Raw genomic sequence first — 22761 nt, forward strand, 5'->3', positions numbered from 1 at the left:
CGGGCGTCCGTACATATTGTTACTCGCGGGTTTCATTGTGGCGCAGCGCACATTAGCTTTGCTGTCATGCGCAGCACGATGATGAAGACACCCCTCCTGATCTCCCGCATTCTGCAGCACGGCTCCACCGTCCACGGCGACTCCGACGTCGCGACCTGGACCGGCGAGGGCGTCCGGCGCACCAGCTATGCCGAGATCGGTCGTCAGGCCGCGCGCCTGGCCCACGCCCTGCGCGGGCTCGGCGTCACCGGCGACGAGCGCGTCGGCACCCTGATGTGGAACAACGCCGAGCACCTGGTCGCATACCTCGCGGTGCCGAGCATGGGCGCCGTGCTGCACACCCTCAACCTGCGCCTGTTCCCCGAGCAGCTGATCTACATCGCCAACCACGCCGAGGACCGGGTGGTGATCGTCGACTCGACGCTGATCCCGCTGCTGGCCGGCGTGCTGCCGCACCTGAGCACCGTGCGGCACATCGTCGTGGCCGGCGCCGGCGACACGTCCAAGCTGGTCAAGGACGGCGTCGAGGTGCACTCGTGGGACGAGCTGCTCGCGGGCCGTCCCGACACCTTCGAGTGGCCGGAGCTGGACGAGGACGACGCGGCGGCCCTGTGCTACACCAGCGGCACGACCGGCAACCCCAAGGGCGTCGCCTACTCCCACCGCTCCATCTACCTGCACTCGATGGAGGTGTGCATGGCGGAGAGCTTCGGACTCGGCCCGCAGATGCGCAACCTGACCATCGTGCCCATGTTCCACGCGATGGCCTGGGGCCTGCCGTATGCGGCGCTGATGAGCGGCGCCCAGCTGCTCATGCCCGACCGGTTCCTGCAGGCCGCGCCGCTGGCCAAGATGATCGAGGTGGAGCGGCCCGCGTTCGCCGGGGCCGTGCCCACGATCTTCACGGACCTGCTGGCCTACCTCGACGCGAACCCGACCGACGTCTCCTCGCTCAAGGAGGTCGTCATCGGCGGCTCGGCCTGCCCGCCGGCCCTCATGCACGCGTACGCGGAGCGGTACGGCATCCAGGTCATCCACGCGTGGGGCATGACGGAGATGTCCCCGCTCGGCTCCGTCGCCCGGGCCCCGCACGGAGTGGACTACCCGGAGGCGTGGTCGTACCGCTACACCCAGGGCCGCCTCCCGGCGAGCGTCGAGGGCCGCATCGTGGGCCCCGGTGGCGAGCCGATGCCCAGCGACGGCAAGGCGGTCGGCGAGCTGCAGGTGCGCGGGCCCTGGATCACCGCCCAGTACATCGGCGAGGACGGCCCGGACCCGGACAAGTTCGAGAACGGCTGGCTGCGCACGGGCGACGTCGGCACGCTCACGCCGAACGGGTACCTGACCCTGACCGACCGCGCCAAGGACGTCATCAAGTCCGGCGGCGAGTGGATCAGCTCGGTGGACCTGGAGAACGCGATCATGGCCCACCCCGCGGTGCTCGAGGCCTGCGTGGTCGGCGTGCCCGACGACAAGTGGGGCGAGCGCCCGCTCGCGACGGTCGTGCTCCGCGAGGGCGCCACCGCCGACGCCGAGACCCTGCGCGAGTTCCTCGCCGAGAAGGTCGCCCGCTGGCAGCTGCCGGAGCGCTGGTCGTTCATCGAGGCGGTGCCGAAGACGAGCGTCGGCAAGTTCGACAAGAAGCGGGTGCGCTCCGACTATGCGGGCGGCTCCCTCGAGGTGGTACAGATCAACGGGTGACCCGCCCGGCGAAGATAGCGCTGGCGATCACCGCGGCGCTGTCGGCCTGCGTGATCGCGATCTGCGGCGCGGCCCTGGCACTGCGCGACTGGGTGCCGGGGCTCGCGGGCTGCCCCGACCTCACCAGGCCGCCGAAGACCTCGGTCTTCACGGAGAAGGCGAGGATCGAGCAGCTGTACCCCCAGCTGCGCCCGATCCGATCCGTGCACTGGCAGGAGCACGAGGCCCGCGCCCGCAGCTGCCCCGAGACCGGCCCGATGGACTACGAGATGAACGGCCTCGCGGTCCTCACCCCCGAGCGCGCCGCCGCCGCGCCCGGCGGCGCCCCGGCGGCCGCCCCGGACATCCCGGCCGACCTGCGCCCGTTCGCCCCGCCGGCGCCGCACTGGCTCGACGTCGGCGGCGGGCTGCTGCTCGACCGGGCGTCCGCGACCGTCTACTTCACGCGGATTTCTTCGCGGCCGTCTTCTTCGCCGGGGCCTTCTTGGCCGGCGCCGCCTTCTTCGCCGGCGCCGCCTTCTTCGCCGCTGTCGCCTTCTTCGCCGTCGCCTTCTTGATCGGAGTCGCCTTCTCCTCGTCGGACGCGGCGGGTTCCTCGCCGCGGGCGGCCCGGGCCCGTTCGACCGAGGCGCGCAGCGCGGCCATCAGGTCGACCGCGGCGGCCGGCGCCTCCTCGGCCTCCTCCGGCTGCACGACCTCGCGCCCGGCCACCTTGGCGTCGATGACCTCCTGCAGGGCCTCGCGGTAGTTGTCGGTGTAGGTGCTCGGGTCGAAGTCGCCCGCCATCGACTCGATGAGGGAGCCGGCCATCGCGAGCTCGGCGGGGCGGGCGGTCACGTCCTCGTCGAGGACGTCGAACTTGGCCGCGCGGATCTCGTCCGGCCACAGCATGGTGTTGAGCACCAGCACGTTGTCGCGCACGCGGAGGGTGGCCAGCTGTTCGCGCTGGCGCAGGGCCACCTTCACGATCGCGACGCGGTCGACGTTGGTCAGCGCGTCGCGCAGCAGGGCGTAGGGCTTGGCCGCGGTCTGCTCCGGCTCCAGGTAGTACGCCTTGTTGTAGAGGATCGGGTCGACCTGCTCGGTCGGCACGAACTCCAGCACCTCGATCGCGCGGCTGGTGGTCAGCGGCAGGTCGGAGAAGTCCTCGTCGGTGAGGACGACCATCTCGCCGCCACCGAGGTCGTAGCCCTTGGCGATGTCGTCGTAGGCGACCTCTTCGCCGTCGACGGAGCAGACGCGCTTGTACTTGATCCGGCCGCCGTCCTCCCGGTGCACCTGGTGGAAGCGGATGTCCTTCTCCTCCGTCGCCGAGTAGAGGCGGACGGCGATCGAGACCAGCCCGAAGGAGACCGCGCCCTTCCAGATCGCGCGCATGAGGATCCTTTCCGCAGCGTATCGACCATGCAATCTTCAGCTTCGCATCGTTTCGAGCCGGGCGCGAGGAACTCGCAGGCGAACTATCGTGTGGAACATGGCAGCTCCGCCGGCCCCGATGCTCGCCTCGTCCGGCGCGCTGCCCGCCGGGCCCGGCTGGTCGTACGAGTTCAAGTGGGACGGCATCCGCGCGATCGCCGTCGTCCGCGAGGGTGTGACCAGGCTTTTCGCGCGCTCGGGGGCCGAGGTGACGGCCGCCTACCCGGAGCTCGCCGGCGTCGGGCGGGGCCTGGCCGACTCGGTGCTCGACGGCGAGGTGGTGGCCATGGACGAGGCCGGGCAGCCGTCGTTCCAGGTGCTCGCCGAGCGCATGCACGTGCGCGAGCCGAACCGGGCCGCGCGCCTGGCGGCCACGGTGCCGGTGACGTACCTCGTCTTCGACGCCCTGCGCGCGGAGGGCGACGAGCTTGTCGGGCTGCCGTACCGCACCCGCCGCGAACGCCTCGAAGCGCTCCCGCTCGGCTCCCGCGCGATGGTGCCCCCGTCGTTCGACGACGGCCCCGCGACGGTGGCGGCCAGCCGGGAGAACCGGCTCGAGGGCGTGGTGGCGAAGCGGGCGGAGTCGCTGTACCACCCGGGAGTCCGTACGCCCGACTGGATCAAGGTGAAGCTCGAGGAGAGCTGCGAGTTCGTGGTCGGCGGCTGGCGGCCGGGCAAGCGCGCGCTCGGTGCGTTGCTGGTCGGGGTGCCGGTCCCGGGCGGGCTGGCCTACCGCGGCCGGGTGGGCGGCGGCATCTCCGGCGCGTCCGAGCGCTCGCTGCTGGCGGCCCTGCAGCCCCTGACGGCGAGCCGGAACCCGTTCGGCGCGTCGGTGCCGCGGGAGGACGCCCGCGGCGCCGTGTGGGTGAACCCGCACCTGGTGGTCGAGGTGAAGTTCGGGCACCGCACGCGCGACGGCCGGCTGCGCTTCCCGCGCTTCCTGCGCATCCGCCCGGACCTCAGCGCCGAGGAGGTCCGCGATGCCTGACCGGATTCACGTGGAGGTCGACGGCCGGCGGCTGGACATCTCCAACCTCGACAAGGTGCTGTATCCGCGCGCGGGCTTCACCAAGGGCGAGGTCCTCGACTACTACACCCGGATCGCCCCGACGCTGCTGCCGCACCTGCGGGACCGGCCCCTGACCCGCACCCGCTACCCGAACGGCGTCGAGGGCGACGGCTTCTTCGAGAAGAACGCGCCGGCCGGGACGCCGGAGTGGGTGCGGACCGTAAGGCTGCCGGTCCCCGGCTCCTCGAAGGGGCGCGAGCAGATCGACTTCATCGTGGTCGAGGAGCTCGCGACGGTCGTGTGGCTGGCCAACCTCGCGGCGCTGGAGCTGCACACGCCGCAGTGGCGGGTCGACGCGCAGGGCCGCCCGCTCGACCCCGACCAGCTCGTCGTGGACCTCGACCCCGGCCCGCCCGCGGGGCTGCCGGAGTGCTTCGAGGTGGCCCTGATCCTGCGCGAGCGCCTGGCCGCCGACGGCCTGCAATGCGCGGCGAAGACCTCCGGCAAGAAGGGCATGCAGCTCGTCGTGCCCCTGCCCGGCGAGGAGACGGCCGACGAGGTGAGCGCCTACGCGAAGGCGGTCGCCGAGGAGCTGGCCCGCGCCCGGCCGCGGCTCGTGGTCGCGAAGATGGCGAAGCAGCTGCGGCCCGGCAAGGTGTTCATCGACTGGAGCCAGAACAACGCGTTCAAGACGACGGTCGCGCCCTACTCCCTGCGCGCCGGCCCCACCCCGACCGTGAGCGCCCCGCTGACGTGGGACGAGGTCGAGGCCGGCGAGCTGACCGCCGCGGACCTGACCCCATCGGTGGTGCTCGACCGCGTCGCGGCCCGCGGCGACCTCCTGCTGGGCCGCTGAGCCGGGCTCATCGCAGGGCGGCGAGCAGCCGGTCGATGTGCTCCTCGGTCGTGCCGAGGCCGAAGCTGGCCCGGACGGCCTGCTCGGCCCCCGGCTCGCAGCCCGCCGCCTCCGGCAACGCCGCGCCGGTCAGGCGCCCGGTGGCCTCGCCGAGCAGGCGGCGGGTCAGCGGGTGCGCGCAGAACAGGCCCGTGCGCACCCCGATGCCGTGGTCGCGGCCGAGCGTCACCGCGAGCTCGCCCGGGTCGCGGCCCAGCACGGCGAAGGAGACGATGCCGACCCGCTCCGCGTCGGCGGGGAAGAGCCGCAGCTCCTCCACGTGCGGCAGCGCGGCGAGCCCGGCGCGCAGCCGGTGCAGCAGCGTCTGCTCGGTGTTCGCGAGGTCGCCGGCGAGGTCGCGGTCGTGCAGGGCGCGCAGCGCGGTGGCGAGGGCGACCGCGCCGAGGAGGTTGGGGGTGCCGGCCTCGTGGCGGGCCGGGCCGGTGGCCCAGCGCGCGGGCCCGTCGTCGGGGACGTGGGCGCTGGCCCCGCCGCCGGCCAGGTAGGGCTCGGCCGCGTCCAGCCAGTCCGCCCGCCCGGCGAGCACGCCCGCCCCGAACGGCGCGTAGAGCTTGTGCCCGGAGAACGCGACGTAGTCCGCGCCCAGTCCGGCCAGCCGCCCGGGGGCGTGCGGGGCCAGCTGCGCGGCGTCGACGGCGATCCGGGCGCCGTAGCGGTGCGCGACCTCGGCCAGCCGCTCCACCGGCCACACCTCGCCGGTCACGTTGCTCGCCGCGGTGACGCTGACGAGGATGGCGGGGTTGCGGGATCGGTCCAGGTAGAGCTCCAGCGCCGCGACGGCCTCCTGCGGCGTGCGGGGCGCCGGCAGCCGGACCGCGTCGCGCCAGGGCAGCAGGTTGGCGTGGTGCTCGGCGTCGAACGTGACGACCGTGGTGCCCGCCGGAACGGCCCGCGCGAGCAGGTTGAACGCGTCCGTGGTGTTGCGCGTGAAGATCACCGTGTCGCCCGGCCCGTGGCCGAGGACGTCCGCGACGGTCTCGCGGGCCTGCTCGTACTCCCGCGTGCAGCGCTGCGACAGGGCGCCCGCGCCGCGGTGGACGCTGCCGTAGTAGGGCAGCAGCTCCGCGACGACGTCGGCGACGACCCGCAGGCACGGCGCGGTCGCGGCGACGTCGAGGTTGGCGAAGTCGACGCAGCGGCCGTCGGACAGCTTGACCTCGCCGGGCGTGAGGATTTCGGACACGGGGCAGCCCCTTCGTTCGCGCTTGCCCGGGCACACCGCGTGCCGGGCCGGGTCATCACCCGGGGCACCCCGCCGCGAACGCGAGGGTTGCCGGCCAGCAAGCCGGGGCTGTGCGCTGGCACTCGTGACCTGTCGCGACCGTACCGCAGATAAAGTTGCCCCATGAGCGATCTCCCGCCGAATGGGACGCCGTCCTCGCCCGAGCCCGCGTCCGGGCCGCCCGCCGCCTCGCCGCCGGGCGCGTCCCCGTGGGCCTCCCCGAGCGCTCCGGCGACACCCTCCGGCTGGGGCTCGCCGGCCTCCGATCCGCCGCCTCCGCACCCGGAGCCGTCCCCGCCGCCGCCCGGTTCGGCCCCGCCGGCCGCGCAGCCCGAGTGGGGGCGGCCGGCGTGGAGTCAGCCCGCCTCCGCGCCGCCGGCCGCCGAGCCGGCATCGGCCCCTCCGGGCGCCCAGCCGCCCGGTGCCGAGTGGGCCCGCCCGATGACGCCCGTGGTGCCCAACGTGACCGAGGCGGTCGAGCCGCCGACGGGCCGCCAGGAGTACCCGACGGCCGCGCTCGCCCTGGCCGCCGCCCCGCCCGCGAAGCGCTCCGACCGGCGCCGGCTCTGGACGCTGATCGGCGTCATGGGGTTCATCGCGGCCTGCGGCGTCGCCGTGCTCGCGTTCTTCGGTTTCAGCGGCGGGTGGACGGCGCTGGTCGTGGGCGTGGGCTCCGCGGTGATCCCGGTGCCGGTGCTGGTCTCCTGCTTCCTGTGGCTGGATCGATACGAGCCGGAGCCGGTGAAGTACCTCGTCTTCGTCTTCGGCTGGGGGGCCTTCGTCGCGACCGGCGTGGCCCTGGTGGTCAACACCGCCGGCTCGTACTTCGCCGAGAAGGCCGGGCTCTCCGACGCGCTGGTCGCCGTGATCGTCGCGCCGCTGATCGAGGAGAGCATGAAGGCGCTCGGGCCGGTGCTGCTGTTCTGGCGCCGCCCCCGCGCGTTCTCCGGCATCATCGACGGGATTGTCTACTGTGGACTTTCCGCGACCGGGTTCGCGATGGTCGAGAACATCCTGTACCTCGGCTTCAAGGGCTACGGCGAGGCCGCCGACAAGTCCGGACCGGTCACCGGGGCCGCGGCGCTGGTGGGCATCTTCATCGTGCGGATCCTCATGACCGGGTTCGCGCACCCGCTGTTCACCTCGATGACCGGCATCGGCCTCGGGTTCGCCTCGCGCTCCTCGGCCCGGCCGGTGCGCTTCCTCGCCCCGCTCGCCGGCCTGCTCGTCGCGATGATGCTGCACGGCTCGTGGAACCTCATGTCGGTGACGGCGTCGACGAGCGCGTGGGTCCTGCTCTACGGCTACTTCGCCGTGATGATGCCGATCTTCCTGTGCATGGTCGGCTTCGCCCTGTGGCTGCGCTCCAACGAGGGCAAGCTGACCGAGCGCGTGCTCGGCGAATACGCCCGGGCCGGCTGGTTCTCGCCGCCCGAGGTCGCCGCCCTGGGCACGCTCGGCCGTCGCCTGTCCGCCCGCCGCTGGGCCAAACGGGTCGCCGGCGACGCGGGCGCCAAGGCGATGCGGGCGTTCCAGTTCGACGCGACGCGGCTGGCCCTGCTGCGCGACGGCCTCCATCGCGGCCTGGACAAGGAGCCGAAGCGGCGCATGGAGGCGCTCGCCGAGGAGCGGCAGCTGCTGACCGCGCTCGACGCGTATCGCCAGGTGTTCGTCGGCCGCGACCCCCAGTCGCCGCGGGCGGTGTGGGACGGCACGCGCTACCACATCACGTTCCCCGACGGCGTCGTGCGGGTCCTCGACGCCCCGGCCACCCCGGTGGTGCCGGTGCCCGTCTCCCTGGCCCCGCCGCCCCCGCCGGCGTTCGCCGCCCCGTACTACTACCGCTGAACCACCGCCGCCGGCCGGCGCGCGACCCACTGCGGCCGCGCGCCGGCCGGCGTCACAGGTAGAGGCCGGTCGAGTCCGGCTCGACGCGCCGGGCCGCGACCGCGTGCACGTCCCGCTCGCGCAGCAGCACGTAGTCGCGCCCCTGCAGCTCCACCTCGGAGCGGTCCTCGGGGTCGAAGAGCACCCGGTCGCCGGCGACGATCGAGCGCACGCTGGGCCCGACGCCGACCGCGGTCGCCCACGACAGCCGCTTGCCGACCGAGGCGGTCGCGGGGATCACGATGCCGGAGATGTGCCGTCGCTCGCCCTCGGCGCCCTCGAGCCGGACGAGCACGCGGTCGTGCAGGAGCCGGATCGGCAGGGCGTCGGGGGTCGCGTCGCCGGTCGGGCCGGTGGGTTGAGCGCCGGTGGGCGCCTGGTAGCCAGCGGCGGGTTGTGCTGTCACGGTTGCGACGCTACCGCCTCGATGCGTGCCAACGTCGCGCGACCCGGTCTACGGTGGGAGTCGCCGTCGGGCGACGTGCGAAGCCGCATCCGGGGAGGTAGTACGTGGGCCGGTTCGACAAGGTGCGTGCCAATCTGCGCCGTGCCTACCTCCAGCGGCTCGCGGAGGCCAGGGTCGAGCGCGAGATCGCGGTCGCGGAGGAGTCGGAGCCGGAGCCGGAGCCGGAGCCGCCCGCGGGGGAGTTCGAGCACGCGACGACGACGAGCCGGGACGACGCGGAGATCCCGCACGGCCTGCGCATCGCCGCCGCCTGGTCCTGGCGCCTGCTGCTGCTGATCGCGGCCGCGGCCGTGCTGCTCTGGCTCGTCGGCCGGCTCAAGACCGTGCTGATCCCGCTCAGCATCGCGCTGCTGCTCTCGGCCCTGCTCGCCCCGGTGATGGGCGTCCTGCGCCGCCGGGTCAAGCTGCCGCCGTCCCTGGCCGCGTTCGTCGTGCTGATCATGGGCCTGGGTGCGGTCGCGGGCGTGCTCACGCTCGTGGTGACCGAGTTCGTGGCGGGCTTCCCGGCCCTGGCCGAGAAGGCGTCGGCCGGCGTGTCGCAGATCCAGGACTGGCTCACCACCGGGCCCCTGCACCTCAGCGGCCGGCAGCTCGACGCGACCTTCGACGCGGCGACCACCTGGCTCAACGACAACCGGGGCAGCCTCACCGACAGCGCGCTGAGCACCGCCACCGCGACCGTCGAGTTCCTGGCCCTCACGCTGCTGATCCTCTTCGTCACGTTCTTCTTCATGCGCGACGGCAAGCGGATCTGGCACTTCGTGACCGGCATCCTGCCGACACCGGCCCGCGACCCGATCCGCCGCGCGGGCGAGGCGGCGTGGCGGACCCTGGTCGCCTACGTGCGGGCCACCGTGCTCGTCGCCTTCATCGACGCGCTCGGCATCGGCCTGCTGCTGTTCTTCCTGAACGTCGACTTCTGGTTCCCGCTGGGCACGCTGGTCTTCCTCGGCGCGTTCGTGCCGATCGTCGGCGCCACGGTCTCCGGCGCCGTCGCGGTGCTGGTCGCGCTGGTCGACGAGGGCCCGATCACCGCGCTGGTGGTGCTGATCGGCGTGATCGCCGTGCAGCAGCTGGAGGGCCACGTCCTGCAGCCGCTCATCATGGGCCGGGCGGTCTCGGTGCACCCGCTGGCGGTGATCGTGGCGATCGCGACGGGGGTGGTGCTCGCGGGCATCATCGGCGCCCTGGTGGCCGTGCCGCTCGTGGCGGTGCTGAACACGGGGATCCGCCACTTGGTCCAGCACCGCCGGGAGGCCCCGCCCGACGCCGTGATCGTCTCCGCCGACTGATCCGCGGGGCCCGCTAGTCCGGCAGCCGCACGCGCACCCGGCGGTTGGCCTTGCCCTTGGACTCGACCTTCACGACCTGCAGCCGCCCGATCTGCGCCGTGGACGCCACATGGGTGCCACCGTCCGCCTGCGTGTCCAGCCCGACGATGTCGACGATGCGGATCTCCTGCTCGTCGGCCGGAATCAGGTTCGACTGGGTGCGGATGATGTCGGGCAGCGCCAGGGCCTCGTCCCGGCCGAGCACCTTCGTCACGACCCGCCGGTCCGCGACCACCTCGGCGTTCACCAGCGCTTCGAGGCGCGCCTTGAAGTCCGGCGGCACCTCGGGCAGGTTGAAGTCCATGCGGGCCTCGGCCGGCTCCATCGAGCCGCCGGTGACGAGCGCGCCGAAGTCGCGGAACACGACCCCGCACAGCACGTGCAGGCCCGAGTGGGTGCGCATGAGCTTCGTGCGCCGATCGTCCTCGACCGCGCCGGTCACCTCGGTGTCCACCGGGGGCAGCGGGTCGCCCTCGGCGGGCAGGAGGTAGAGGTCGTCGGCCTTGCGGGTGCCGACGATCCGCGTCTGCACGCCCTGCCAGAGCAGGACGCCGTGGTCCGGCGGCTGCCCACCCCCGCCCGGGTAGAAGGCCGAGCGATCCAGCACGATCCCGTCCTCGGCCGACGCGTGCAGGACCTTGGCGGTCCACTCGCGCAGCGTCGGGTCGGCGAGGTCGAGCCGATGCGTGCGGCCGTGATGTGTGACACCCATGGAAGCCGACTATATGCGGCGGGTCGGCCCCGCCCAGGCAAGCGAAGTGGTCATGCAATACAGAATCCGTCGGACCCGGTTCTGATACGCGTCAGCCCTCGGACGTTCGGTCACTCCGGCCGGGCCGTTCGGGCGTACGCGGGGCGTGGAGGCGTCCGGTCAGGCGTTCAGGAAGTCCGAGATCCGGGTGCGCAGGTCGGCCCGCTGGGTCCACAGGACGCCGGGCCGGTCGTACATGTGCAGCTCGGCCTTCGGCAGCGCCCCGGCGAGCTGCTCGGCGACGGCGGCCGGGTGCAGGTCGTCGCCGCGGCAGCCGATCACCAGGCACTCGGCGCTCACCGCGGCCAGGCCGTCGCGGTCGGCGACGGCGGCCTGCTCGGGGAGGCTGGCCAGGCCCGCGGCGAGCCCGTCGCGCATGAGCTGGTCGAGGCGCTGGCGCAGGAAGGCCCAGACGGGCGGGGAGTTGCGCAGCTGGGCCGGGATCTCCTGGGAGATCACGTCGGCCACCGAGGCGGCGTCGCCGGCCTCGATCGCCTCCAGCAGCGCGCTCAGCCGCTCCTGGGCCGCGGCCGGGCGCGGCGAGTCGAGCACGGCGGGCAGGAAGAACACGGCCCGCTCGAAGCGCCCGGGGTTGTCGGCGAGCAGCCGGGTGAGGGCGCCGGCCCCCAGGCTCACCCCGAGCGCCCGGGTCGCGCCGCCGAGGTCGGCGATCGCGCGCAGGTCGCGGGCCAGGTCGGCGTAGGTCCACACGCCACCCGGCGCGGCGGACTGCCCGTGCCCGCGGAACTGGAAGAACACCTTGCGCCCCCGCACGGCGCTGCCCAGCGGCCGGGTCTCGGCGATCCCGCTGCCCAGGCCGTGCGCGAACACCGTCACGGGCTCGCCCTCGCCGGTGACGAGCCGCTCCAGCTCGACCCCGTGCGGCGTGGCGACCAGCTCGGTGGGCGGGGCCGGGAGCGTGGGGCGGCCGGTCTGCGGGCCCCGGGTCACGGGCGGGCGGAACCGGTCGGGGCGCCCGTCCGGCGGGGGCGGCCAGCGGAAATCCATCACCAGGAGCCGTGGCCGTCGACCGCGTCACGCAGCGCGGGACGGATGTCGAGCAGGTAGACCGCGAAGATCCCGGCCGCGATGAGCGAGAAGATGCCGAGGTGGCCCAGGCCCAGGCTGGGCGAGAGCGCGGTGAGCAGCTCGCCGCCGCCGATCAGGGCGAGCCAGATGGATTTCGACATGGTCCCGATGGCCGGGAAGGCGTCGGGGCGCTGCACCACGCAGTGCAGGAAGGCCGCGGCGCCGAGCACCAGGCAGAAGATCCACACGGCGACTCGGATGTAGTACTCGACATCGTCGTAGAAGACCGGGACGGCACTCACCATGCCACGAGCTTATGCCGAAGCCCTCCGCGCCGTGTACGACGGTGCCGGAGGGCTTCGCAGGATTCGCGTTACTTCTTCGGTGCGGCCTTCTTCGCCGCGGCCTTCTTGACCGGGTCGTCCGCCGGGCCGGCGGGCTCCTCGGTCGTGGTGACCTCGGCGGTCACCACCTTCTGGGCCGGCTCCAGCTCGACCCGGGCCTCGGCGGTGCGGGCGGTGCTGACGACCTTCTCGCCGCGCGCGACGAGCTCGGTGTAGACGGCCAGGGCCCGGTCCTGCGCGATCTGGGCGCCTTGCTGGGCGCTGGCCAGGAAGCTCGCGGCGTTGCGGCGGGCGGCCTCACGCAGACGGTCGAGGTCGACGCGCAGGTTGGTGTCGGCGGCCGGGCGCAGCTCCTCGACCCGGGCGCGCAGCTGGGCGACCTGCTCCGGCAGGCGGCGCAGCTGCTGGTAGGCGAGGTCGCCGGCGCCGGCGGCGGCGTAGAGCGGCGTGGGGATCTTGCGCGTGGTGCTCTTCGTGGTGGTCTCGGTGGTCACTTCGACTCCTCGTGGGAACGTGTCGGCTCGGCGGGCGCGTCGGTGCCCACGCCCTCGGAACCCCGGTCGTCGTCGGCGGCCGGGGCGGGGTTGTTCCGCGCGTTCTCCCGGCGGAACGTTTCGTAGATCTGGGTGAGCGACTGCTTCTGGGCCACGGTGAGATCACTGTCCGCGGCGATCGCGCTGAGCACGTCGTGCCCCTCGCGCTCCAGCAGCCCCGCCCGCAGATACATCAGCGGGGTCGACACCCGCAGCGCGCTCGCGAGCTGAGCCAGCACCTCGGCACTGGGTTTACGCAGGCCGCGCTCGATCTGGCTCAGGTACGGATTGCTCACGCCCGCCTGCTCGGCGAGCTGGCGGAGCGAGATGCGCGCGTTGCGGCGCAGGTCACGGATGAACCCACCCAGGTCGCGCGGCTCTTCGTTCACGCTTACCGACGGTAGCGCGGGCTGCTAACTCTTGCAAGCAAAGTGCTAACTCCCGCTAGCGTGAACCCGGTCACCGCGACCTACCACACCGAGCGAATCACGCCTACCTCCCGGCCGCCGCCGAAAACCGGAACCTGACCACGCAGATTCACCCCGAGGCGGGCGAAGGCCGCCGCGAGCACCGGGAGCCGGGCCCGCATCCCGCCGTCGTCGATCTTGAGCGCCACCGCGCCGACGCCGGGCAGCGCGGCCGCCGCGACCCCCTCGGCACCGCCCTTGAGCAGCAGCCCGGGCACCGCGCGCATGAGCCGCGTGTCGTCCTCGGCCGGGTCGTCGCCCGAGACCAGCAGCGGGTGCGCCCGCATCGCGTCGGCCACCGCGCGCTCCCGGCTGCCGTCGGGCGCGCTCACCAGCCGCAGGAACGCCCCGGCCAGCCCGCGCAGGGAGAACGCGAACAGCGGCGCGCCGCAGCCGTCGACCCCGGTGGCCGCGATCGGCTCCCCGATCAGCTCCGCGACCGTCGCGCCGAGCCGCTCCTGGAGCGGGTGGCCCGGGTCGAGGTAGGTCTCGAGCGGCCAGCCGTTGGCCTGAGCGGTGCGCAGCATGCCCGCGTGCTTGCCCGAGCAGTTCATGAAGACCCGCTCGCGGCCGTGCCCGGCCCGGACCACGGCGTCGCGGGCGTCCTCGGCCAGCGGGTAGTCGGGCGGGCACCGCAGCGCGTCGACCGGGATGCCGGACTTGGCCAGGATCTCCAGCACGCCGGCGACGTGCGGCTCCTGCCCGCGGTGGCTGGCCGCGACCAGCGCGAGATCCGGGCCGTCCAGGCCGAGCCCCGCGCGCAGCAGGCCGACCGCCTGCAGCGGCTTGGCGCTGGAGCGCGGGAACACCGCCCCGAGCACGTCGCCGGCCCAGGCCGCGACCTCCCCGTCGGGGCCGAGCACGACCACGGACCCGTGGTGGCGGCTCTCCACGAACGCGTTGCGGACGACTTCGGCGAGCAGCTCCCCGCCGGCGTAGAGGTCAGACACGGGTGATCCCGAGCAGCTCGCGGGCCTGGCCGGCGGTCATCGGGGGCCGCTGGGCGAGCCGGGCGAACCCGCTGGCCCGGGCGACGAGCTGGGCGTTGCTGTCGACCGGCTGCCCTTTCGCGTACGTCACCGTGTCCTCCATCCCCACCCGCAGGTGCCCGCCGGCGGCGAGCGAGGCCAGCAGCACCGGCAGGGAGGCGCGGCCGATCCCGGTCGCGGAGAACGTGGTGCCCTCGGGCAGGTCGCGCAGCGCGGCCTCGCAGGCGGCGAGCGCGGCGACGGTCCCGGGCATCCCACCCGGCACGCCCATCACGAGGTCGACGTGCACGTGGCCGCCCGCGGGCAGGCCGTGCCGGTCCAGCAGCCGGCGCAGGGTGGTGAGCTGGCCGAGGTCGAAGATCTCGTACTCGGGGACGATGCCCCGCTCCTGCATGCGCGTGTGCAGGTCGACGATGAAGTCCCAGCGGTTGAGGAACACGTCGTCACCGAAGTTGACGGTGCCCATCGTGCACGAGGCCATGTCCGGCCCGGCCTCGAGCACCCGGAGCCGGTCGGCCTCGGGGTCGCTCACCGCGCCCCCGGTCGACAGCTGCACGATGAGCCCGGTCGCCTCGCGCAGCGCGGCCACGGCCTCCCGGAGCCGGCCCAGGTCCAGCGTCGGCTCCGCGTCGTCGTCGCGGAGGTGGACGTGGATCACGCTCGCCCCGACCGCCTCGCAGTCCCGTGCCGTCGTCACCAGTTCGTCCAGCGTCACGGGCAGCGCCGGCACGTCCGTTTTGCGGGATTCCGCACCGGTCGGGGCCACCGTGATCAACGTCGTCGTCATCACCCCGAAGAGGTTACGGCTCCGGGTCGATCCGAGCCGTCGACGGGCCGATGCGCAGGGCGGAGTCAGGGGTGAGGTTCTGCTTCACCACGGCCAGCGCGATCATCCCGAGCTCGTGGTGGCGCACCGCCGTGCCGACGAAGCCGACGGGCCGCTCGCCGCCCTCCAGCAGGACCGGGGTGTGCCGCGCCGGGAGCTCGTCGGTGGCGATCCCGTCGAGGTGCAGCAGGGCGAGCTTGCGCGGCGGCCGGCCCAGGTGGTGCACCCGGGCGATGGTCTCCTGCCCGCGGTAGCAGCCCTTCTCCAGGTGCACGGCCGGCCCGGTCCAGCCGACCTCGGCCGGCAGTGTCTTGTGGTCGGTCTCGAATCCGGCCCGGGGCCGGCGGGCCGCGACCCGCATCGCCTCGAACGCCCAGATCCCGGCCAACGGCAGCCCCGCGTCCTCGACCACCGAGGGGACCAGCTGGCGGGGGACGAGCAGATCGGCCCCGTACGTCATCCGGCGCACCCAGCCCCCCATCGGCAGCGCGGCGACCGAGTAGCGGACCGTCGGGCGCGGCGGCACCGAGCCGGTGGCGAACTTCGCCTCCGGCACCGCGAGCAGGTCGGGCGGGAGCAGCGGCCCGACACCCAGGGCGATGAGAGTCTCGTCGGTCTGCGGCCCGACGATCGACAGCAGCGCCCAGTCCTCGGTCACCTCGGCGGGCTCGACGCGCATCAGGAAGCGCATCCGCTCGAGGAACCCCAGCAGCCCGGGCGCGTCGCCGGTGTCGAGCCAGGTGGTCGTGCCGTCGTCGGTGAGCACCGCGTGGTGCTCGACGTGCCCGTGCGGGGAGAGCACGAGCAGCTCGGAGCCGGTCCACGCGGCGAGGTCCGACAGGTGCTGGGTGGTGAGGCTGTGCAGCCAGCCGAGCCGGTCCGCGCCCGGGATGGCCAGGACCCCGGTGTGCGAGCGGTCGACCAGGCCCGCGGCGGTGTCCAGGATGCGCTGCTCGCGGGCCGGGTCGCCGTAGTGCGCGACGGCGCCCGCGTCGGGGTCGGTGGGGTCGAGGGCGGCGACCGGAACGGCGCTCAGCATGATGCTCCCTTGCTCTCCCCGCACGCCCGGCACAGCCCGAACAGCGCGACGTGCCCGATGTCCAGGCGGAACCCGCGGCTCTGCGCCAGCTCGCCGGCGAGCTGGTCCAGGACCGGCGACGGCAGCTCGAGCACCGAGCCGCAGCCCCGGCAGACCAGGTGCGCGTGCTGGTGCTCGTCGACCGCGTGGTAGGTCGGCGCGCCGTGCGACAGGTGCGCGTGCGTGATCAGCTCCAGCTCCTCCAGGAGCTCGAGCGTGCGGTACACAGTGGTGATGTTGACCCCGGCGGCCTTCTCCGCCACCTCGGCGTGGATCTGGTCCGGGGTGGCGTGGCGCAGCCGGTAGACCGCCTCGAGCACGAGCTGCCGCGGCGCGGTCAGCCGTAACCCGCGCGACCGGAGCAAATCCGCGAGGTCCACGGCACTAAATCTAGCCCGCCACCCGCTCGAGCCGGGCGGACAGGTGGACCTGCAGCGGCTGGCCCATCGCCGCCAGGTCGAACGTGTAGAGCAGCGCGCCCTCGACGATGCCGTAGAGCCGCTGGCCGCCCCGCACCTCCTTGGCCGTGCCGGTGCGCCCGACGCCGTCCGTGGCCATCTGCCACTGGGTGGTGGTGCGCGCCTGCCCGGTGTAGAGCTCGACGATCCCGGTGGGCGCGGAGAGCAGCACCTCGAGCTCGTCGGTGGCCTTGTCGTCCACGATCACCGGCCGCCACCACCCGACCTCGCGCTGCGAGGGGCGGATCGGGTTCGCGTCGGCGTCGATGATCCACGAGCGCGACTCGTAGAACAGGAACGGCCGCCCATCGTGGCTGAACCGGATCTCCTGGCCGTAGTGGAAGCCCTCGATCGTCGGGTAGTCGCCCTGACCCCGGCCGCGCCACACGCCGACGAGCGGCAGCAGCCCCAGCAGGGCCGGGTGCAGGTCCGGCCCGGATCGCAGGTCATGCGTCTCCTCATACGGATACTCACCGACCTGGGCGAGCCCCGCCCACGGCGGCTGCACGTCACTCACCAACGCCCCCTCGACACCCGAACCGCAAGATAGACCAGTCCTCCGGCCAGCGCGCCCATCCCGGCGACCAGCAGGCTCACGAACCCGATCTCCGTAACCATCACGCGAATCTTATGCTGCGGAGCATGGCCCGTTCTCTCGTCGTCAAGGCAACCGCCGGTTCGGACGCTCCGGAGCGATGCTCCCAGGCCTTCACCGTGGCCGCGACCGCCGTCGCCGGTGGCGTCGCGACCTCCCTGTGGCTCACCGGCGAGTCGGCGTGGTTCGCCCTGCCCGGCCGCGCCGCCGAGCTCGAGCTGCCGCACGCGGCGCCGCTGCCGGACCTGCTGGAGGCGATCCTGGCCGGCGGCTCGGTGACGGTGTGCACGCAGTGCGCCGCCCGGCGTGGCATCGGCCCCGACGACGTGCTGCCCGGCATCCGCATCGCGGGCGCGGCCGCCTTCGTCGAGGAGGCGCTCCAGGAGGGCGCCCAGGCGCTCGTGTATTAGCCGGCGGTTCATGGCTCGGGCCCGCGTCAGCTGCGGACCGTTGCTCCCGCCAGGAATCCCGGCGTCCGGGGGTGGTTTTTTCAGCAGCCGGCCGATGCGCTCACCACGAGCGCGTCGCCGTCCTTGCGCAGGACGACCCCGGCGGCACCGGCGCGGTAGGCGAAGACCTGCTCGGTGTCGAGCACCACGGCGGCGGCCGGTGCCGAGGCCCGCGCCGCCGCGCCGTCGCCCGACGTGACGGCCTCCACGGTCCGCAGCGCGGCGCACGCCGGCGAGGTGAGCCGGTGCGCGCGCCAGTCCGAGGCGGTCCTGCCCAGGGTGGCGAGCACGGCCTGGACCGGTGCCCGGTCGGCGTCCGGCGACGGGGGCGTGGCCTCCGCGACCGCCGCCTGCTGGACGCGGCAGCCCGTGTCGGCGCTGAAGCGCAGGATCCCCGGCTCGGTCACCGTGCCGCGCACCGCCACGAAGTTCCCGGCGTCGGCGCTGAGCAGGTGGGTCGACCCGTTGTGGGCGACGTTCGCCTCGAACCGGGCCGGCAGCGCCGCGCGCACGCGGTCGAGGGTGGCGGCCTCGGCGTCCTTGTGGACGTACACCATGAGCTCCCGGCTGAACCGGGTGCCCTGCCGCGCCGAGGTCACCCGGCAGTTCGCCTCGGTGCGCCGGTAGCCGTCGAGCGTGGCGACGGACGCGGCCGGGTCGAGCGCGGCGTAGATCCGCCCGAGCGCGGTGTCCACGGTCGGCAGCGCGTCGGCGATCGTGGTCTGCTCGCGGGCGGTGGGCGGGTCGCTGGAGTACGAGTACAGCGCGAACCCGGCCACGACCACGGCCCACGCGACGACCCCGATGACGATCCAGCGACGCTTCACGGCCGCCATCCTCGCAGTCACAACGTGAGACGCCGCCCGCCGGGCCCGGGCCCGGCGAGCGGCGTCACGATACGCGCGTCAGCCGACGGCGACGGCGACCTCGTTGATGCCGCGGTCGGCGGCGAGGGTCGCGTCGCCGTTGCCCTGGCGGGACAGGGCGCGCAGCGTCCAGGTCCCGGGGGCGGCGAAGAAGCGGAACTGCCCGGCCGGCGAGGTGACGACCTCGGCCGTGAACTCGCCGGTGGAGTCGAGCAGGCGCACGTAGGCGCCGGCGACCGGGTCGGCGCCGGAGCGGACGACCCCGGTGATGACGGTCTCCTTCTCCACGTCGACGGACGCGGGCAGCGGGGCGCTCTGGTCGGGCGCGGCGCAGCTGTCAGTGCTCATGATTCGGTTTCCCCTCTCAGGCCTGGCCGGGCTCGTCGCCCAGCGCCACCGGCACGCCGACCAGCGAGCCGTACTCGGTCCACGAACCGTCGTAGTTGCGCACGTCGGAGTGGCCGAGGATCTCCTTGAGCACGAACCAGGTGTGCGAGGAGCGCTCGCCGATGCGGCAGTACGCCACCGTCGGCTTGCTGTTGTCCAGGCCCGCGGCCCCGTAGATCTCGGCCAGCTCGGCGTCGGACTTGAAGGTGCCGTCCTCGTTCGCGGCCTTGCTCCACGGCACCGAGATCGCGGTCGGGATGTGGCCCGGGCGCTGCGCCTGCTCCTGCGGGAGGTGCGCCGGTGCGAGGAGGCGGCCGGCGTACTCGTCGGGCGAGCGCACGTCGACCAGGTTGGCCACGCCGATCGCCTTGACGGCGTCGTCGCGGAACGCGCGGATCGACAGGTCCTGGTCGTGCGCGGCGACGTAGTTCGTGGCCGGGCGGTTGACCTCTTCCTTGTTCAGCGGGCGGGCGTCGAGTTCCCACTTCTTGCGGCCGCCGTCGAGCAGCTTGACGTCGCCGTGGCCGTAGAGCTTGAAGTACCAGTACGCGTAGGCGGCGAACCAGTTGTTGTTGCCGCCGTAGAGCACGACCTGGTCGTCGTTGCCGATGCCCTTGCTGGACAGCAGGGCCTCGAACTGCTCCTTGTTGACGAAGTCCCGACGGACCTGGTCCTGCAGCTCGGTCTTCCAGTTGATCCGGACGGCGCCGGGGATGTGACCGCCGTCGTAGGCGGTGGTGTCCTCGTCGACCTCGACGAACACGACGCCGGGGGTCTCGAGGTTCTGCTCGGCCCAGTCGGCCGTGACCAGGGCGGATTCGCGACTCATGGGTGTTGCCTCTCCCAGGAACGAGTGGTGGGTTCGAGTCGGCACACGGGCATGCAGCCGCGCGCGACCCGAGGGGGACGGATCACGGTTTCGGCGATGGGTCAGTCTCAGATGCCTGCGGAGAAGAGCTCGCGGGCCAGACCCATCGGTCTGGGGCGCCGCTGCCTCGAGCCGTTAGAAGAGCACGCTGCAGGGCCGCACCACTAGGGGCGGCAACACAGGCAGGTGGCCACGCGGCACAGGTCGACCGCGCGCCGCTTCGTGAGCAGCATGCTCATAGTCCGGCAGCCTAGCATCGCCGAGCGTGGCCGCCCAGGGTCCGCCGCGTCACTGCCCCGTGAGCTTGACGTCCGCGGCCGAGGCCGTGACCAGCAGTCCGGCGTCGGTCGTCCGCACCGAGTTGATCACCAGATTGTAGGGCAGGCCGGGCAGCTTGACGGTGATCTGCAGCCGGTTCTGGTACTGCTTGATCAGCGAGTTCACCTGCGGCGGCAGGTTGCCCTTGTCGGTCGTGACCGACTCCAGCTGGAGCACGATCTTGCCGGTCTGCACGACCATCGACCCCAGCGCGATGAGGGTGACCTTGATCCCCTGGAAGGACAGCGGCACCCGCATCTCGATCTTGTTGTTGACCACCTTGAGGTCGACGTTCGAGGGGTCGATCGAGGACGGCAGCCCGGCGACCTCCAGCAGCGGCCGCACGTTGTCCCAGCTCATCGACGCGTCGCCGGCCACCACGCCGGCCACCACGTCGCCCTTGCCGTTCATGAGGTCCCGCGCGTCGGCCTTCACCGAGCGCGCCTCGACCGTGAGGGTGTCGAGCTTGACGTTGTTCAGCTGCGGCTTCGTGAGGGAGATGGTGATCTTCTTGTACTCCCCGGCGAGCACCTGCGTGAGGAACGGCCACCCGGTGATGTGCACCTTGGGCTCACCCTCGTACTTCACGTCCTTCGCGGCCAGCTGCGCCTTGGTCTCCTGCGTGATCCGGTCCTCGGCCGCCCCGGCCGCGATCCGGTCCACCACGACGAACACCCCGACCAGAATGATCGCCAGCACGACCAGCACGATGCCGATCTTGGCCCCTCGCCTCGCCACTGACACTCCCTCCGACCGTGGTTGCCCCCGCTCGTACCCAAGCACGAGGATTTCGTACCGCCGCAACAGATGACACAGGGCGCGCGGGGATTGGCGCGAATCCGCGACCGGCGAGCGGCCTACAGCAGCAGCAGGACGCTTGCCACGTATGCCGCCGGCGCGGCGAAGGCCATGGCGCCGATCGGGCCCTGGATGTGCCGGGCGAGCCACAGCGCCGGCTCGTCGCCGTCGATGATGCGGCTGGCCTCGGCGTAGCCGACCGACAGGTCGACCATCACCGCCACGATCGCGGTCGCCAGCCCGGCCAGGGCGCTGGGCAGCGGGCTGAGCCCGTCGAGGTAGTTGCCGATCGCGCCGGCCGCGGCCGTGCCGACCATCGTGCCGAGCACGACCCCGGCGCCGCCGCGGGGCACCTGGGGCGCGATGCGCGGCAGCGCGGCGATCGAGTCGGCGAAGCGGGCGATGAACAGCGCGATGCCCGCGGCCGCGAGGCAGGCCACGATCGCCTGGGTGCCCTTCGGGCTGCGGCCCAGCACCACCAGGCTCGCGAAGGAGACGACGCCCAGGGTCACGACCAGCGACGAGCCGAGCGACTCGGTCACCCGCTGGCGGCCCGCCGGGCGGGTGAGCTGGCCGACGACGCCGATGATGAAGCCGGCCGCGGTGACGTAGGCGAGCGGGGCCAGCGACGCCGGCCGGGTGAAGACCGCGGCCGCGTCGGTGCCCAGCGCCACCGCGATGCCCACGGTGCCGACCACCCGCGGGGCGGGCGGGCGGCTCGCCATGGTCCAGACCGCGACGAAGAGCGCCTGGACGCCGAAGACCACCACGGCGTAGGACTCGTGGCGGGTCTGCGCCCCCACGATGAGCGCGATGGCGACCAGGGCCGCGAAGCCCGCCACGCCCAGGGAGACCCAGCGGCGCACCGGCGGCAGGGGCGCCTGCCGCTCCTGGCGTTCCTCGGCCGGGGAGTCCTCGTCCCCCGGACGGGGGTCACGCTCCGAGTGGTGTCCGTCACCGCCGTGCCCGTTCGGGCCCGCATCGCGGCGGCGGCGACGGGCGGCCGGCTCGGTGGCCTGTGGCCAGGCGCCGAAGTCCTCGGCGGGCGGCGGGGATGCGGGCACGCACCGATGGTGCCAGAAAGGACCGGATCCGGGCTCGGCGGGGAGCACGTGGCCGCGTCGAGCGGGAAAATCGCCATACCATGTCGGCGGAAACGGTGGGGTGTGGCTCAGCCAACTGTCCGGAACTGCGTTTCGACCGGTCGCAAAACGTGAATACTCCGATATTCTCGTCGGGGATACACCCACAACCTCCCGTCAGAGTTGCCGGGACGCTAGCGAGCCGCCGCCCTCCTCAGGCGCCACAGCGCCCCCGACGAGAGGTGCGCACGCGGCCACGGAGGTGACTCGTGGAGATTCTGCTGCTGACCGCGGCGCCCGCGGGGCAGGTGGTCCTGCCGGGCCTTGACCTGCTGCCCCACACGGTGCGCACCGCCCCTCGCGACGTCCGCACGCTCGTGAGCGGCCCCAGCCCCGACGCCGTCGTGGTCGATGCCCGCACCGAGCTCGCCGACGCCCGTGCCACCTGCCGCATGCTGCACGCCACCGGGCTGGGCGTGCCCCTGCTCGCCGTAGTCACCGAGGCCGGCCTGGTCGCGCTGCACGCCGACTGGGGCCTCGACGACGTCATCCTCGCCACCGCCGGCCCGGCCGAGATCGAGGCCCGCCTGCGCCTGGCGGTCGGGCGGCTCAACTCCGCCGCGGCGGCCAGCGGCGGCATGATCAAGGCCGGCGAGCTGACGATCGACCCCGACACCTATGCCGCCAAGCTCAAGGGCCGCCCGCTCGACCTCACCTATAAGGAGTTCGAGCTGCTGAAGTTCCTGGCCCAGCACCCGGGGCGGGTGTTCACCCGCGACCAGCTGCTGCGCGAGGTCTGGGGCTACGACTACTTCGGCGGCACCCGCACCGTGGACGTGCACGTCCGGCGGCTGCGGGCCAAGCTCGGCTCGGAGTACGAGTCGATGATCGGCACCGTGCGGCAGGTCGGATACAAGTTCGTCGTCCCGCCGTCGCGCCCGCTGCACGACGCGGAGCCGGTCCGGGTCTGAAGAT

Annotated in this window: 28 protein-coding genes and 1 riboswitch; of the genes, 8 read left to right on the forward strand and 20 right to left on the reverse strand. The window is 73.2% G+C overall.

The genetic code is table 11. From position 1 onward, the window contains the following. Positions 1-66 precede the first annotated feature (66 nt). Positions 67-1701: a fatty acid--CoA ligase gene (locus ACQP2P_RS03105; RefSeq protein WP_433613061.1), complete on the forward strand. Its 1635-nt coding sequence runs from the start codon at positions 67-69 to the stop codon at positions 1699-1701. After that, on the forward strand, positions 1698-2258 hold the full coding sequence (locus tag ACQP2P_RS03110) for a hypothetical protein (protein ID WP_433613063.1): 561 nt from the start codon (positions 1698-1700) through the stop codon (positions 2256-2258). Before ACQP2P_RS03105 ends, ACQP2P_RS03110 begins: the two co-directional genes overlap by 4 nt. Here ACQP2P_RS03110 and ACQP2P_RS03115 read toward each other — a convergent pair. Continuing rightward, a complete protein-coding gene (locus tag ACQP2P_RS03115; RefSeq protein ID WP_433613065.1) occupies positions 2143-3078 on the reverse strand; it encodes a Ku protein in 936 nt (311 codons plus the stop codon). The genes ACQP2P_RS03110 and ACQP2P_RS03115 overlap by 116 nt on opposite strands. A gap of 97 nt (positions 3079-3175) precedes the next feature. On the opposite strand from ACQP2P_RS03115, the gene ligD (ACQP2P_RS03120) reads away from it, so the two are divergent. Further along, positions 3176-4105 carry a non-homologous end-joining DNA ligase gene (gene ligD / locus ACQP2P_RS03120; protein WP_433613067.1) on the forward strand — a complete coding sequence of 310 codons (930 nt, stop codon included), beginning with the start codon at positions 3176-3178 and terminating at the stop codon, positions 4103-4105. Beyond that, positions 4098-4982: a non-homologous end-joining DNA ligase gene (gene ligD / locus ACQP2P_RS03125; RefSeq protein ID WP_433613069.1), complete on the forward strand. Its 885-nt coding sequence runs from the start codon at positions 4098-4100 to the stop codon at positions 4980-4982. Before ligD (ACQP2P_RS03120) ends, ligD (ACQP2P_RS03125) begins: the two co-directional genes overlap by 8 nt. A 7-nt stretch (positions 4983-4989) precedes the next feature. On the opposite strand, the gene ACQP2P_RS03130 is transcribed toward ligD (ACQP2P_RS03125), so the two are convergent. Beyond that, positions 4990-6216: an aminotransferase class V-fold PLP-dependent enzyme gene (locus tag ACQP2P_RS03130; RefSeq protein ID WP_433618948.1), complete on the reverse strand. Its 1227-nt coding sequence runs from the start codon at positions 6214-6216 to the stop codon at positions 4990-4992. Between the two features lie 22 nt (positions 6217-6238). Then, positions 6239-6355: riboswitch (SAM riboswitch) on the reverse strand. Positions 6356-6387: 32 nt separating this feature from the next. Between ACQP2P_RS03130 and ACQP2P_RS03135 the strand changes: the two genes are divergently transcribed. Continuing rightward, complete coding sequence (locus tag ACQP2P_RS03135) at positions 6388-8112, forward strand: PrsW family glutamic-type intramembrane protease (protein ID WP_433613071.1); 1725 nt, start codon at positions 6388-6390, stop codon at positions 8110-8112. Between the two features lie 52 nt (positions 8113-8164). On the opposite strand, the gene ACQP2P_RS03140 is transcribed toward ACQP2P_RS03135, so the two are convergent. Next, entirely contained in the window at positions 8165-8473 is a 309-nt protein-coding gene (locus tag ACQP2P_RS03140; RefSeq protein ID WP_433089803.1) for a GroES family chaperonin, read from the reverse strand. A 188-nt stretch (positions 8474-8661) separates the two neighbouring features. On the opposite strand from ACQP2P_RS03140, the gene ACQP2P_RS03145 reads away from it, so the two are divergent. Next, the gene (locus ACQP2P_RS03145; RefSeq protein WP_433613073.1) at positions 8662-9909 is read left to right on the forward strand and encodes an AI-2E family transporter; all 1248 of its coding nucleotides are present in this window, start codon (positions 8662-8664) and stop codon (positions 9907-9909) included. Positions 9910-9922: 13 nt separating this feature from the next. On the opposite strand, the gene ACQP2P_RS03150 is transcribed toward ACQP2P_RS03145, so the two are convergent. The 11 genes from ACQP2P_RS03150 to mtfM form a co-directional block, all read right to left on the reverse strand. Further along, positions 9923-10660: an alanyl-tRNA editing protein gene (locus ACQP2P_RS03150; RefSeq protein ID WP_433613075.1), complete on the reverse strand. Its 738-nt coding sequence runs from the start codon at positions 10658-10660 to the stop codon at positions 9923-9925. 159 nt (positions 10661-10819) lie between these two features. Then, positions 10820-11710, reverse strand: a complete 891-nt coding sequence (locus ACQP2P_RS03155) for an alpha/beta fold hydrolase (protein WP_433613077.1) — start codon at positions 11708-11710, stop codon at positions 10820-10822. Then, complete coding sequence (locus ACQP2P_RS03160) at positions 11707-12033, reverse strand: DUF2516 family protein (RefSeq protein WP_433613079.1); 327 nt, start codon at positions 12031-12033, stop codon at positions 11707-11709. Before ACQP2P_RS03160 ends, ACQP2P_RS03155 begins: the two co-directional genes overlap by 4 nt. Before the next feature lie 68 nt (positions 12034-12101). Beyond that, positions 12102-12566, reverse strand: a complete 465-nt coding sequence (locus tag ACQP2P_RS03165; RefSeq protein WP_433613081.1) for a hypothetical protein — start codon at positions 12564-12566, stop codon at positions 12102-12104. Continuing rightward, the gene (locus ACQP2P_RS03170) at positions 12563-12994 is read right to left on the reverse strand and encodes a helix-turn-helix domain-containing protein (RefSeq protein ID WP_433613083.1); all 432 of its coding nucleotides are present in this window, start codon (positions 12992-12994) and stop codon (positions 12563-12565) included. Before ACQP2P_RS03170 ends, ACQP2P_RS03165 begins: the two co-directional genes overlap by 4 nt. Positions 12995-13074: 80 nt before the next feature. Then, positions 13075-14022, reverse strand: coding sequence for an asparaginase (locus tag ACQP2P_RS03175; protein ID WP_433613085.1), 948 nt, complete (start codon positions 14020-14022; stop codon positions 13075-13077). Then, positions 14015-14848, reverse strand: a complete 834-nt coding sequence (locus ACQP2P_RS03180) for a 3-keto-5-aminohexanoate cleavage protein (RefSeq protein ID WP_433613087.1) — start codon at positions 14846-14848, stop codon at positions 14015-14017. The genes ACQP2P_RS03175 and ACQP2P_RS03180 overlap by 8 nt, the downstream gene beginning before the upstream one ends. Before the next feature lie 13 nt (positions 14849-14861). Continuing rightward, positions 14862-15926 carry a YgfZ/GcvT domain-containing protein gene (locus ACQP2P_RS03185; RefSeq protein WP_433613089.1) on the reverse strand — a complete coding sequence of 355 codons (1065 nt, stop codon included), beginning with the start codon at positions 15924-15926 and terminating at the stop codon, positions 14862-14864. Then, a complete protein-coding gene (locus tag ACQP2P_RS03190; protein WP_433613091.1) occupies positions 15920-16345 on the reverse strand; it encodes a Fur family transcriptional regulator in 426 nt (141 codons plus the stop codon). Before ACQP2P_RS03190 ends, ACQP2P_RS03185 begins: the two co-directional genes overlap by 7 nt. Positions 16346-16355: 10 nt before the next feature. Further along, positions 16356-16940 carry an FABP family protein gene (locus ACQP2P_RS03195; protein ID WP_433613093.1) on the reverse strand — a complete coding sequence of 195 codons (585 nt, stop codon included), beginning with the start codon at positions 16938-16940 and terminating at the stop codon, positions 16356-16358. Continuing rightward, positions 16937-17041 (reverse strand): small membrane protein MtfM, encoded by a 105-nt coding sequence (gene mtfM, locus ACQP2P_RS03200; protein ID WP_350612303.1) that lies wholly within the window; start codon positions 17039-17041, stop codon positions 16937-16939. The genes ACQP2P_RS03195 and mtfM overlap by 4 nt, the downstream gene beginning before the upstream one ends. A 12-nt stretch (positions 17042-17053) precedes the next feature. Here mtfM and ACQP2P_RS03205 point away from each other — a divergent pair, with 12 nt between their 5' ends. Next, entirely contained in the window at positions 17054-17428 is a 375-nt protein-coding gene (locus ACQP2P_RS03205) for a DsrE family protein (RefSeq protein ID WP_433613096.1), read from the forward strand. An 80-nt stretch (positions 17429-17508) separates the two neighbouring features. On the opposite strand, the gene ACQP2P_RS03210 is transcribed toward ACQP2P_RS03205, so the two are convergent. The 6 genes from ACQP2P_RS03210 to ACQP2P_RS03235 form a co-directional block, all read right to left on the reverse strand. After that, positions 17509-18294, reverse strand: coding sequence for a hypothetical protein (locus ACQP2P_RS03210; RefSeq protein WP_433613098.1), 786 nt, complete (start codon positions 18292-18294; stop codon positions 17509-17511). A 78-nt stretch (positions 18295-18372) separates the two neighbouring features. Next, positions 18373-18681, reverse strand: a complete 309-nt coding sequence (locus tag ACQP2P_RS03215) for a DUF1416 domain-containing protein (protein ID WP_350612300.1) — start codon at positions 18679-18681, stop codon at positions 18373-18375. A gap of 16 nt (positions 18682-18697) precedes the next feature. After that, positions 18698-19549, reverse strand: coding sequence for a sulfurtransferase (locus ACQP2P_RS03220; RefSeq protein ID WP_433613100.1), 852 nt, complete (start codon positions 19547-19549; stop codon positions 18698-18700). Between the two features lie 203 nt (positions 19550-19752). Beyond that, complete coding sequence (locus ACQP2P_RS03225; RefSeq protein WP_390891029.1) at positions 19753-19845, reverse strand: Ms5788A family Cys-rich leader peptide; 93 nt, start codon at positions 19843-19845, stop codon at positions 19753-19755. 31 nt (positions 19846-19876) lie between these two features. After that, on the reverse strand, positions 19877-20644 hold the full coding sequence (locus tag ACQP2P_RS03230; RefSeq protein WP_433613103.1) for an LmeA family phospholipid-binding protein: 768 nt from the start codon (positions 20642-20644) through the stop codon (positions 19877-19879). A gap of 119 nt (positions 20645-20763) precedes the next feature. After that, complete coding sequence (locus tag ACQP2P_RS03235) at positions 20764-21768, reverse strand: hypothetical protein (RefSeq protein WP_433613105.1); 1005 nt, start codon at positions 21766-21768, stop codon at positions 20764-20766. Between the two features lie 287 nt (positions 21769-22055). On the opposite strand from ACQP2P_RS03235, the gene ACQP2P_RS03240 reads away from it, so the two are divergent. After that, positions 22056-22757 carry a winged helix-turn-helix transcriptional regulator gene (locus ACQP2P_RS03240; protein ID WP_433613107.1) on the forward strand — a complete coding sequence of 234 codons (702 nt, stop codon included), beginning with the start codon at positions 22056-22058 and terminating at the stop codon, positions 22755-22757. Positions 22758-22761: the final 4 nt, after the last annotated feature.

It is taken from the genome of Dactylosporangium sp. CA-139114 (assembly GCF_050955725.1).
Classification (GTDB): domain Bacteria; phylum Actinomycetota; class Actinomycetes; order Mycobacteriales; family Micromonosporaceae; genus Dactylosporangium.

What these genes read in the sequence shown, in the direction of transcription:
- ACQP2P_RS03105 (WP_433613061.1), top strand. Translation starts at nt 67, where the DNA reads ATGCGCAGCACGATGATGAAGACACCCCTCCTGATCTCCCGCATTCTG.
- ACQP2P_RS03115 (WP_433613065.1), bottom strand. Translation starts at nt 3,078, where the DNA reads ATGCGCGCGATCTGGAAGGGCGCGGTCTCCTTCGGGCTGGTCTCGATC.
- ligD (WP_433613067.1), top strand. Translation starts at nt 3,176, where the DNA reads ATGGCAGCTCCGCCGGCCCCGATGCTCGCCTCGTCCGGCGCGCTGCCC.
- ligD (WP_433613069.1), top strand. Translation starts at nt 4,098, where the DNA reads ATGCCTGACCGGATTCACGTGGAGGTCGACGGCCGGCGGCTGGACATC.
- ACQP2P_RS03135 (WP_433613071.1), top strand. Translation starts at nt 6,388, where the DNA reads ATGAGCGATCTCCCGCCGAATGGGACGCCGTCCTCGCCCGAGCCCGCG.
- ACQP2P_RS03150 (WP_433613075.1), bottom strand. Translation starts at nt 10,660, where the DNA reads ATGGGTGTCACACATCACGGCCGCACGCATCGGCTCGACCTCGCCGAC.
- ACQP2P_RS03160 (WP_433613079.1), bottom strand. Translation starts at nt 12,033, where the DNA reads ATGGTGAGTGCCGTCCCGGTCTTCTACGACGATGTCGAGTACTACATC.
- ACQP2P_RS03180 (WP_433613087.1), bottom strand. Translation starts at nt 14,848, where the DNA reads ATGACGACGACGTTGATCACGGTGGCCCCGACCGGTGCGGAATCCCGC.
- ACQP2P_RS03185 (WP_433613089.1), bottom strand. Translation starts at nt 15,926, where the DNA reads ATGCTGAGCGCCGTTCCGGTCGCCGCCCTCGACCCCACCGACCCCGAC.
- mtfM (WP_350612303.1), bottom strand. Translation starts at nt 17,041, where the DNA reads ATGGTTACGGAGATCGGGTTCGTGAGCCTGCTGGTCGCCGGGATGGGC.
- ACQP2P_RS03205 (WP_433613096.1), top strand. Translation starts at nt 17,054, where the DNA reads ATGCTGCGGAGCATGGCCCGTTCTCTCGTCGTCAAGGCAACCGCCGGT.
- ACQP2P_RS03215 (WP_350612300.1), bottom strand. Translation starts at nt 18,681, where the DNA reads ATGAGCACTGACAGCTGCGCCGCGCCCGACCAGAGCGCCCCGCTGCCC.
- ACQP2P_RS03220 (WP_433613100.1), bottom strand. Translation starts at nt 19,549, where the DNA reads ATGAGTCGCGAATCCGCCCTGGTCACGGCCGACTGGGCCGAGCAGAAC.
- ACQP2P_RS03225 (WP_390891029.1), bottom strand. Translation starts at nt 19,845, where the DNA reads ATGCTAGGCTGCCGGACTATGAGCATGCTGCTCACGAAGCGGCGCGCG.